9 protein-coding genes are annotated in these 9,790 nt (G+C 71.4%); 4 read left to right on the forward strand and 5 right to left on the reverse strand.

Translation table 11 applies throughout. From position 1 onward, the window contains the following. Window positions 1-275 precede the first annotated feature (275 nt). A complete protein-coding gene (locus ABD353_RS38200; protein ID WP_344628333.1) occupies window positions 276-1,040 on the forward strand; it encodes a helicase associated domain-containing protein in 765 nt (254 codons plus the stop codon). Between the two features lie 182 nt (window positions 1,041-1,222). On the opposite strand, the gene ABD353_RS38205 is transcribed toward ABD353_RS38200, so the two are convergent. After that, window positions 1,223-1,894 (reverse strand): hypothetical protein, encoded by a 672-nt coding sequence (locus ABD353_RS38205; protein WP_344628334.1) that lies wholly within the window; start codon window positions 1,892-1,894, stop codon window positions 1,223-1,225. Between the two features lie 301 nt (window positions 1,895-2,195). On the opposite strand from ABD353_RS38205, the gene ABD353_RS38210 reads away from it, so the two are divergent. Then, window positions 2,196-3,203 carry a hypothetical protein gene (locus ABD353_RS38210; RefSeq protein ID WP_344628335.1) on the forward strand — a complete coding sequence of 336 codons (1,008 nt, stop codon included), beginning with the start codon at window positions 2,196-2,198 and terminating at the stop codon, window positions 3,201-3,203. A 150-nt stretch (window positions 3,204-3,353) separates the two neighbouring features. Then, window positions 3,354-3,914 (forward strand): SMI1/KNR4 family protein, encoded by a 561-nt coding sequence (locus ABD353_RS38215; RefSeq protein WP_344628336.1) that lies wholly within the window; start codon window positions 3,354-3,356, stop codon window positions 3,912-3,914. 220 nt (window positions 3,915-4,134) lie between these two features. On the opposite strand, the gene ABD353_RS38220 is transcribed toward ABD353_RS38215, so the two are convergent. The 4 genes from ABD353_RS38220 to ABD353_RS38235 all read right to left on the reverse strand — a co-directional run bounded on the left by ABD353_RS38220 (window position 4,135) and on the right by ABD353_RS38235 (window position 8,972). Continuing rightward, a complete protein-coding gene (locus tag ABD353_RS38220) occupies window positions 4,135-5,130 on the reverse strand; it encodes a YrhB domain-containing protein (protein WP_344628337.1) in 996 nt (331 codons plus the stop codon). Between the two features lie 119 nt (window positions 5,131-5,249). Then, on the reverse strand, window positions 5,250-6,398 hold the full coding sequence (locus ABD353_RS38225) for a hypothetical protein (RefSeq protein ID WP_344628338.1): 1,149 nt from the start codon (window positions 6,396-6,398) through the stop codon (window positions 5,250-5,252). Window positions 6,399-6,435: 37 nt separating this feature from the next. Beyond that, a complete protein-coding gene (locus ABD353_RS38230; RefSeq protein WP_344628339.1) occupies window positions 6,436-7,221 on the reverse strand; it encodes an ATP-binding protein in 786 nt (261 codons plus the stop codon). A 206-nt stretch (window positions 7,222-7,427) separates the two neighbouring features. After that, window positions 7,428-8,972, reverse strand: coding sequence for a Mu transposase C-terminal domain-containing protein (locus ABD353_RS38235; RefSeq protein WP_425555338.1), 1,545 nt, complete (start codon window positions 8,970-8,972; stop codon window positions 7,428-7,430). 445 nt (window positions 8,973-9,417) lie between these two features. On the opposite strand from ABD353_RS38235, the gene ABD353_RS38240 reads away from it, so the two are divergent. Next, the coding region (locus ABD353_RS38240) for a hypothetical protein (protein ID WP_344628341.1) at window positions 9,418-9,790 on the forward strand (373 nt) is incomplete at its 3' end.

Here is a 9,790-nt window from a genome sequence, read left to right on the forward strand (position 1 = left end):
GGCCCATCAAGGTCCGAGTGTCTCTGGTGTCCAACATCCGGGGTCAAGCCCCGAGGACTGTCCACGCTGCGCAGGTGACCCATGCCCAACAAGGCGTGGTTGACCGGCATATGTGTGACTGCTGGTACTCGTGCGTCATCTGAGCCCTTTCGGTGCGGCAGGGTCTACCCTCGCGGGAAATCCTATACTGAACGTGTTCAATTTTTGTTGGTGAGGGTGTACCTCACCGGTACAGCGAGCGGGTTGCGGGCGTGTCGGCGGAGTATCGGGCCGACATGCTCGATGATCCCGGGATGATCTGGTCGGTGCCGGACGCGCGGTTCGAGGCGGGCCTGGCGTGGGCGCGGGTGTGGGCAAAGGAACACGCTGGCAGCCTGGCGGCTCCCGCGCGGGCGTCGGTCGGCGGGTACGCCATCGGGACGTGGCTCGCGGAGCTGCGGGCCGCCGCCCAGGTGCCCGCGGGCGAGGCGGGAGCGCTCGCTGTGGAGCGGCGGGCCGCGTTGGAGGAGATCGACCCGTGGTGGTGCCCGACCTGGCCGATCATCTGGCAGCGCGCCTGCGCGGTGGCCAGGCGGTGGTGGCTGGAGGCCGACGGCCGCGTGGACTGGGCGCAGCTGCCTGAGGAGACGGTGTTCGAGGGCGAGCAGCTCGGCCGCTGGGCCCGGGTGCAGCGCGCCGGCTTCCCCGGCCTGGAGGCGGACCAGCAGGACCTGCTCACCGCGATCGGCATCGAGCCGGACCCGGAGCTCGTGGCGGCAAAGGCCACGGCGGAGGCGAAGCTGAAGATGCCCCGCGCGGACCGCTTCCAGCAGGGCCTGGCCGCCCTCGCAGCGTTCGCCCGCCGGGAAGGCCACGTCCGGGTCCCGCGCCTGCACAAGGAGCCGCTGGAGGTCACGGTGGCCGGCCCCGGCGGCCAGGAGAGCACCGAGGTCCTTCACATGGGTCTGGGTGCGTGGCTGAACAACCAGAAGGCCAGGCGCGCCAAGCTCACCGCGGGGCAGCTGGCGCAGCTCGCCGAGCACGGCGTGGAGTGGGCGTAGCGGGCCGGTTGGTGCTGTCTGCTGCCCTGACGGGGCCGTGGAGTGAGCGGCGTGCTCGTTCTGCCGGCGATGGGCAGGCGGCCGCTGCGCTGCCTGCTGTCAGAAGGGCGGGGTGGCGAAGTCTTCGTCGAGCCGGAGGGAGTCGCTGGTGTATGGGTTTGGGTCGTCGTCGCCGGGGCGGGTCAGGCCGGTGGTGTCGTGTCCCCAGGCGCGCAGGGCGTCAAGGGCCTGCTGGCGGCGCCACTGCGTGTCGTTGGTGCGCAGGAGCTGGCGGGCGTGGTGGGCGAGGGTGTCTCGGTGGGGGCCAGGGCGGGGTGTTCGGCGAAGGCCAGGGCCGCGGCCAGGGCGGTGTCGCGGACGGCTGCTTCGGTATGGTCGAGGAGCGGTGAGACGGCGCGGTAGAGCGCCGGGCGCAGAGCACGCATGGCGACCATGGCCGGGTAGCCGTCCAGGTAGTTCCCGTCGAAGTAGCGGTTGCCGGCTGCGACGCACGCGTCGTCGCAGTCGCCGGCGACTCCGGCAAGCCATGCCAGGAGCAGCACGCACACACCGTCCGCCTGCATGCCGTGCTGTGTCGTGCGGCGGGCGAGGAGCGCTGCGACGAACAAGGCGGTCACGGGGGTGGCCTCGTAGATGGTGTCCTGGTGCCGTACCGGTTCGAGGGCGTCTAGGGCCTTGCGGGCTTCCGGCACGGTCAGACCGGGCTCCAGGAGCCGGATCAGCACTCGGGGCAGCTTCCTGGCAGTGCCGGTAGCGGTCTCCAGCGACGCCCAGTTGGTCCCGTGCAACAGCACCGACGGGTCGGGCAGCGCCTCTGGTACGGGCCGGTCGGTGGGCGGGTCTGGGGTGGTCACCGCCCGACCCTACGATCCATCACCGACATCACCGGACCCGCCAGCACTGTGGCGCTGGGCTTGGTGCCCGGCCCGGTCGCAGGGCAGGTCGGGCCCCTGGGGCGGGCCGGGTGAGGATGTGGGGTCACTACGGAGGCGCCAACTGCCTGGTGGCGCTGCGGCGCACCGCCCGGCCGTGGTCGGCGGTGAGAGTCCGGAACAGGGACAGGGTGTCCGTGGCGGCTGACATGATCAGCTGCGGGTGGGTTCCCTTCCGTGTCGCGCTGCGGCGCCGATGGGACAGCGTCGCGGAGGTTGCCGGGTGAGTGAGTGGGAGTTCGACCCCGCGTGCCAGGCGGTATGGAGGGCGTTCGGGGACGGGAATTTCCTTGACCAGGTGGGCGGACCTCTCGACGTTCGCGCGGTCGTGGCGGCTGTCCGTCCTGAGGTGAAAGACGAATTCCTGCTGGAGGAGGTGCCATGGGACCGCTTCCCGGACGGTGTCGAGGTTCGGGAGGACATGGAGCGGCTGCGCTCGGGGGGCGTCGACGTCGGCGGCCGTGCCCTGGGCATGCTCATGGGTCTGTGTGCCAATGACATGAGGGCGGCGGTGGCGCCGGCGGTGCCGTTCCTGATCCGGATCGCTGCCGACCCGGGCTCGAGCCACCGCGTCGAGGCCCTGGGCGTGGTGGCCGAGGTGGCACGCATGCGGCACCAGGGGGTGTGCACGCGCGAGGACATGCTGCGGTTCCGTGACGACGACGAGTGGTCCGTCGAGGTCACCGGCTACCCGCAGAACTGGTCCGTGCAGGCCGCCCGCGAGGCGATCGCCGCGGACACCGGCCTCCTCCTGCCCCTGCTTCACGATGCCGACCCCGCGCTCCGGATCGCCGCCGCCTACGCGCTCGCGGCCGCCCTCGACCGGACACGGGACATCCGCACCGTGTTCCACGCCCGCTTGGACGCCGAACAGGAGCCAGCCGTACGCGCCGCCTTGGTGCTGGCGATCGCCCAGCTCGGCCGGGCACACCGACACGAGCCCACGGTGGTGTGGGTGCGGGAGTGCTGGGCCGACCCGGCACGGCCGGCCGAGGTCCGTATGAGCGCCGTCCTCGGATGGATGTGCCTGACCGGCCTGCCCGTCCCGAACGAACTGCGCACCGTACTGGACGATCTCGCCACCGACGGCATGACCCTTCTGATGGCGCCGCTGCCGTGGATGCGGGCGGCCGAATACCTCGACCACGACGGCCTGCGCCGCTGCCTGCACGCCATGCTCCACCCCGACACTCCTGACCCCGCGGGCTACTCGGACGACCCGTGGGCCTGACCGACGGCCCCGCCCGCAAGACCGACACCCCAGGGCGGCCAATGAGGCTCCCTCGGCAGACAATCGGGGGCACAAGATCATCTATCTGCGGCGAGGAGAGGCGCGGAAAGCCCGCAGTCACTGTCGGCAGTGGCTGCGACGATCACCGGCATGACCAACCACGACGAACTGCTCTCTCGCATCGCGGCCCAGGCTCGGACGCAGTGCAGGACACTTCCGCCCGGGATTGGATCCGAGGACCTCGCGAACGCGGAGCAGCTGGTGGGTTTCGAGCTGCCCGTCATGCTCAGGCGTCTGTACACCGAGGTCGCGAACGGCGGCTTCGGCCCGGACTACCGGCTGCTCCCCCTGATCGGTGAGGGCCGGACGGCGGTTTCCGCGTACCGGGCCGAGTACGGTTCGGACCAGGGCAGGGGGCATCCATCACCGCACTGGCCGCGCGGTGTCCTGCCCATCCTGGACTGGGGCTGCGCGATGTACGCCGCCGTTGACTGCCTCCATCCCGACGCTCCCGTGCTGCTCTTCGAGCCGAACGCCGACCCCGAAGACTGGGCCGACGCCTGGTTCGCGGATTCCCCGTCACTGGCCGCCTGGCTGCAGGCATGGCTGGACGGCACCGGCTGGTGGGAGGAAGACGTGATGCTCGCGGACGACGCCCCCGAACCACAGCCCTGGTCAGACGCGGCCAGACGCATCCGAGAACACCCCTGACATACCGAGCCCCGATGCCGAGCCCGCCGACCTACTACCCGGCGTCATCCTCAACGGCGCCGACAACGGCCGACACCGAATCCGATCAGCCCAGCTCACAGCACCACGCCCTGATCGGAAAAGCGCTCCTGGACATCGGGCAGCTGGAGGCCTTGGTAGGACCGGCCCGGCCGGGGCCGGTGCTGCTGGTTCTGGATTCCGATCGCCGGGCTCGACCGGCTCAGCATCCGGGCGGCGGTTCGGCGGGTGGGTCGGTGAGCCGGTGCAACAACGTGCTCACTTCCTGGTCGCTCACCTCGGGTGGTGTCCAGTCGTTGGCGCGGGCGTGGGCAAGGAAGCTCGGTGGGAGCTGCACGTGGTGGTGTTCGACGTAGTGGACGAGGTCGGCGTACCAGAACCAGGTGCCGTCGGTGAGCAGGCCGAAGCTGCCCAGCGGTGGCTTGTCCGGGTCGAGGACATCATGGGTCAGTGCGGTGGCGGCGAGCAGGCAGGTGCCAGCGCGCAGGTAGGCGGCCAGTTCGGATTCGTGGGAGGGTGTGCCGCATCGGATGCCGCCGAGCGCGCGTTGCAGACTCGGGGCGTGCGGGTCGTCGGGGAACAGTTCGCGGTAGTGGCCCAGCGGCCGCTCGGGGTGGAGGCCGTACAGGGCACGCGGTGGCGGGATCGGGTGCGGGGCGGGCCCGTTGGGGCCGGTCAGTGTCTCGATCGGCACCTGTCGGCAGGTATCCGGTGCTGTGGTCCGGGCGGCCAGCTCCGGGTCGGGCGCGGCGCCGGCCTGCAGGGCATCCACATAGGCACGTGCCTCGGCCAGGAGGAGGCCGGGAGCGGCCTGGCGCAGCTCGCGCATCGCGGCCACGCGCCCGCTGGCTGCCAGGGCCTCGCGGATGCGCTCGGCTACCGGATCGGGGCGCGGCAGGCCGCGTACGTCGTGGCGGTAGAGGTGTTCCCAGTCGTCGAGGTAGGTGGAGACGGGGATGTGGTGCAGGCTGCCGTCCAGGCCGTCCACCAGGAAGGGACCCAGGCCGGCCAGGGCGTGGCGCGGGTCGCGGGTACGGACGTACTCGCGGCTTTGGCAGACGACCAGCCAGCCGAACTCGTGCTCGCTGGCCGTGAACACCTCGACGTCGTGCGCCCAGCGGAAGGCCTGCAGCTCCAGGACGCGCTCGCGCTCGAGCCACAGCTCCACCAGGCGCACCGCCTGATCCTTGTTGATCACCGGCTCATCTTCGGCGGTGCCAGGCCCTGTACCAACCGGTTTTCGGCGATGCACGCAGCGGTCCGAGCGGCACACGGTACGCGCGAGGAGCAGCGGTCGGGGGGTGGGCTGCCCGGTGGTCATGTGCGGCGGATGGGGTGCGGTGGGCGGGGGCAGCCGTAGGTGATCTCTTCGAATGCCCAGGGGTAGTGGTAGTGGGCGTTGCTGATCGGCCACTTGGGTTTGGCGGGTGCGGTTGGCCGCGTGCGGGGGCGGGTTTTGCTGCGGGGTGTGGGTGGTTGTGGTGGGCGGAGTTTGCAGTTCTCGGCGAGGTTGGTCAGGTGGGGGTGACCGCGCTGGTGGGGGTCGCTGAAGACGGGTCGGCCGGCGGTGTTCGCGAGGGTGGAGAGGTGGAGGACGGCGCGGAGCAGCGGTTGGGCCCAGGGTGGTACCGGGTGGGTCAGGCAGCCGAAGCGCAGGTTGTCGGGGTCGTGGAGGGTGATGGTGGTGCCGTTGGGGGCGAGGTCGCCTGGGTGGGCGGTCATGAGCTGGGTGTCGGAGGCGGCGGTGAACACTGCGGTGGCCACGGCGGCGGCGAGGTGGGGGTGGGCGGTGGCGGTGTGGAGGCGGTGGGCGACTTCGGCGGTGGTGGCTGGCTGCATCGTGGGTGGGTGGTAGCGCCGCTCGGTGGCCAGGGGTGGGGTGCAGTGGCAGGGGCGCTGGGGGCCGTCCAGGGAGCAGAGGGTGGTCAGGGCGGGCAGGTTGATCCAGCGGCCTTCGAGGGGGCGCTGTACTTGGGGATGGGGCGGGTCGTCGAGGCTGTCAGGGTCGGAGGCTGGGAGGAGGGCTGCGGCTTCGACGATGTGGTGGTCGGCGTCCCGCAGGGCCTTGTGGAGCGCCGGGGTGGGGCGTGGGCGGTGGCAGACCAGGTGCAGGCGGACCCCGGTGCGTGAGCGCAGGAGCAGCAGTTCGCGAAGGCGGGGCGTGGACAGGAGATGGGTGCGCAGGACGGTCAGGTGGGTGATGGGGGTGGCGATGATCCAGGCGGTGGCCATCGCCCAGTACCGTTCGCCGTCGCCCGTACGGGTTCCGGTGGTGGGCAGGGGCTTGCCCAGGGCGGCGAGGACGTCCAGGGCCAGGCAGGTCGCGGAGTCGGTGCCGGGGGTGGGGTGGACGGTGATCCGGCCGTGGCGGGGCTGGTGGCCGGCGAGGGCGGCGCGCAGGTGGTGCGGGTCGTCGTACGGGTCCAGGACGAGGGTGACCGGGGGCGGGTCGGGGCAGAGCAGCATGGTCAGGCCCTCCGGCGGTGGCGGCGTGGGCGGGCGGTCATGCGCCCGTGCCCAGGCGCTGGTAGACCTGGCGCAGCAGGTGTTCGTCGATGTGGGTGCGGCCCTGGGCGGCGAGGCCGTCGGCGGCGTGTTTGGTGATGCGGGCCCAGGCGCGGAAGTTGCCGTGCGCGGCCTGTTTGTCGACCAGGGCGATCAGGTCCGCATCGACGCTGTCCCACAGGGGGTGGAAGGCGGGGATGGTGGCAAGGACCTCGGGCAGGGTGAGCGGCAGGGCCTGCTGCCAGATGTAGACGCGGGAGGCGAGCATCGGTTCGCGGCGCAGGACCTTGGCGCAGTCGTCGCCGCCGGCGAAGACGACGGCGATGTCGGTGGCCGGGTCGTCCCACAGGTAGCGCCAGTACTCGAAGCACTCGCGTGACAGCCACTGCGCCTCGTCGCAGACCAGGACGTGGAATGAGCGGGCGAGGGCGTCCTTGAGGACGGTGTCGAACTCGATCGGCCGCGCTGGTGGTTCGCCGGGCAGGGCCAGGGCGCGGAACAGTTCGTGGCGGATGTCGCGCGGGGTGGGGCGGGCCCGGAACGCGACCCGGTAGGTGGTGCGGGGCGCGAGATGGCGCAGCGCGGCGTTCACGGAGAACGACTTGCCGTTGCCGGCGGCGCCGGACAGGACCATCATCGCCCTCGCGTCGAGGGTGGCGGCGATGTTGTCCTGGGTGGTGCGCAGCGCCTCGGTGGCGACGATGCGGGCGTCGGTCAGGTTGAGGTAGTGGTCGGCGCGCTCGGGGGGCAGCATGCCGGGTCGTACGGCGGGCGCGGTGGCCATGGGTTCTCCTACCGGGACGTGGGCTGTCGGGTTCGGGTGGAGATGTTCGTGGTGGTGGGTTCGGGGTGATTGCCGGGCCGTCTGCCGGGGCTCGGGTGGGACGTGGCTGCCTGCAGGACGGTTGGTCGTGCGGGGCGGGATGGGCGTGCGGGGGCGGGTGGTTGGCGCGGCGCGGGGTCGTGTCGGACGCTGGCCCGGCGTCTGGTTCAGGCTGTGGGCGTGGGGTCGGTCCGGTCGGTGCCTGTGGGGCCGGGGCTCGTGGTGGGTGCGGCTGTGCGGGGCAGGACCCAGTCGTCCGGGAGCGGGGCGTGCGGGATCAGCCCGGGCAGGGCCAGGCCGCGAAGATCCCGGCCGTCGGCCGCCTCCAGCTCGGCTGCGGCCTCTGCCGCGGTGAGGGTGCCGAGCGGCTCGGGTGGGGCGGGCGCGGTGACGGCGGCGAACCGCTGACGGCGGAGCTTCTCCGCGGCCTTCAGGTCCGCGCGCAGCCGGCGTGCGGCGGCGGTACGGGCCGCTTTCAGGGCGCGGACCTGCTCCGGGCTCGCCTGGTCGGCAAGGTGGGCGGTGCCGAGATGGCCTCCGGTGGAGGCGTCGAACACCTCGATCTCGCCGTCGTGGTGCGGCAGGTGGCGCAGGCGGACCTTCGTGCCGGTGTGGCCGACCATCCACGGGGCGATGTAGGGGCGGCGGTGCCAGGAGATGCCGTTCGTGGTGATCGTGCGGGTGCGGCCGTCGTCCTCCAGGGCGAAGAACGCGAGATGCCCGGCCGGGACGTCGCGCAGCGGCGTCGGATCGCCGTTCCACGCCTCGCTCGGGGTGAGGCCGTCCAGGCCGGCCGGGTGGTGCTCGGTGTTCCACCAGTGCACCCAGTCCAGGAGCAGCGCGACGAAGGCCGGGAACGTCAGCGGCGGCGCGTCCGGATCGCAGGTTCGGCCGCCGGTCAGTTTCTGGCGGTGGGTGTAGCGCGGGAGAGAGAGGAGGAACATCTCCTCGACCGCGTCGTTCAGCGCCTCCACGGTGCCCTTCAGATGCGGGCTGTAGGCGGGCAGGTCGTGCACGGGGACGGCGAAGGCGCCCAGCGCGGAGGTGACCGTGGCGCACAGGAACTCCTTGCCCCGGTCGACACGGACCAGGGCGGGCAGGCCGCCGGCGGGGCCGAACGGTCCGGTGCGGGTGATGGAGGTGCGCAGCGCGGCCAGCACCGCGTCCCTGGAGGGTGTGTGCGGGGTCACCGCGAGGCCGAGGATGTACTTGGTGGCGCAGTCGATGAACCAGGTGATCCACGGGCACACCGGCTCGCCCTCGATGTCGACCTGCACCGGCACGTGCTTGTGATCGCCCTCCCAGCAGGCGTTCCTCCACAACGCTGGCCGTTTCCCGAACACGTCATGCGCCCGGCGGGCCGCTTCCCCGCCCCGCAGACCCGCCCGCTCCCCCACCGACAGATCCCGCACCACGGCACGGTGCAGAGCCGACAGCGACAGCACCGGTCCGGCTTCGGGGTCGTCCGCCGCGCGGGCCAGCAGTTCACGGTGGACGGCCGAGACGTTGCCTCCCCAAAAAGCCAGCAGGCGCCGGATCTCCGGGGTGATGGTCAGCCGGGTGCGGGAGCGCGGTGTGAGGCGGCCCTCGCGGCGTGCCGCAGCAACCCAGTACCACACCGCCCGCACCGTGACTCCGAGAGACGAGGCGACCAGCCGCACATGGGACGTGGTCAGCGCGCCCTGGCTGTCCAGATCCATCAACCGGGCCACTACGGCTTCCCGGTCCGGCACCGGCCCGAGCGGATCCAGAGCGATCACCACTCCCCCACCTGTCGACAGCACGAGACCTGCGAACCCTCCGAGCCGGTGGTCTCCTTTCAGCGGCAGGCTGTCCTCCGTCTCCGTTGCTCATCCCGACACACCGGGAGACAGCACACGATCGAAGGGAAGCTCCGTAGCTGATGTTTCACCGGACGCCGATCCCCCGGGTCTCTACTGGCCATCGCCGACAGTGTTTGGCTCCCGATGTTCAGCGCCTCGGCGGGCCCCTTTCACCGGGCCCGGCGACTGTCCCTCCCACATCGCGCGCAGTGGGTCCGAAGAGCGCTGCGGACCGCGGGTCGGGAACTGAAGGATGCGCTCGTGCTGGTGAACGCATGGCTCGCACCGGCTGAAACAGGTGGAGGACGCGCTCGCTGGTCGTCATGATCTGCACATGGAGCGAGTCATCGACCTTGATCACGCGGCTGTCGAAGTCGCAGAACGCAGTCCGGCCTGGGAGCGCCGGGGGCTGACGGTCGGGCATGTGAGCTGGCGGGACGAGGCCGCGCCGTGGCCACAGCGCCTTGAAACGGACCGGTCTTCAGTGACCGAACCCGACTCGATCGGCATCCTCATCACAGGCCCCGGCGAGGCGCAGCTCTCGGTTGTCCTGTTCCGTGGCGGGTGGGCCGACATCGACTTCATCGCGACCATCGACGACGCGGGAGTGCTGCCGGCCCCTGACATCGATTCAGCTCAAGCTTTCGGTGACCTGAGCTTGCTCCGCTTTGACGGACACCCTCGTTGTAGTGGTCAGGCCGCGAGGA

The organism is Kitasatospora arboriphila (assembly GCF_039528095.1).
In the GTDB taxonomy this organism is placed as follows: Bacteria; Actinomycetota; Actinomycetes; order Streptomycetales; family Streptomycetaceae; genus Kitasatospora; species Kitasatospora arboriphila.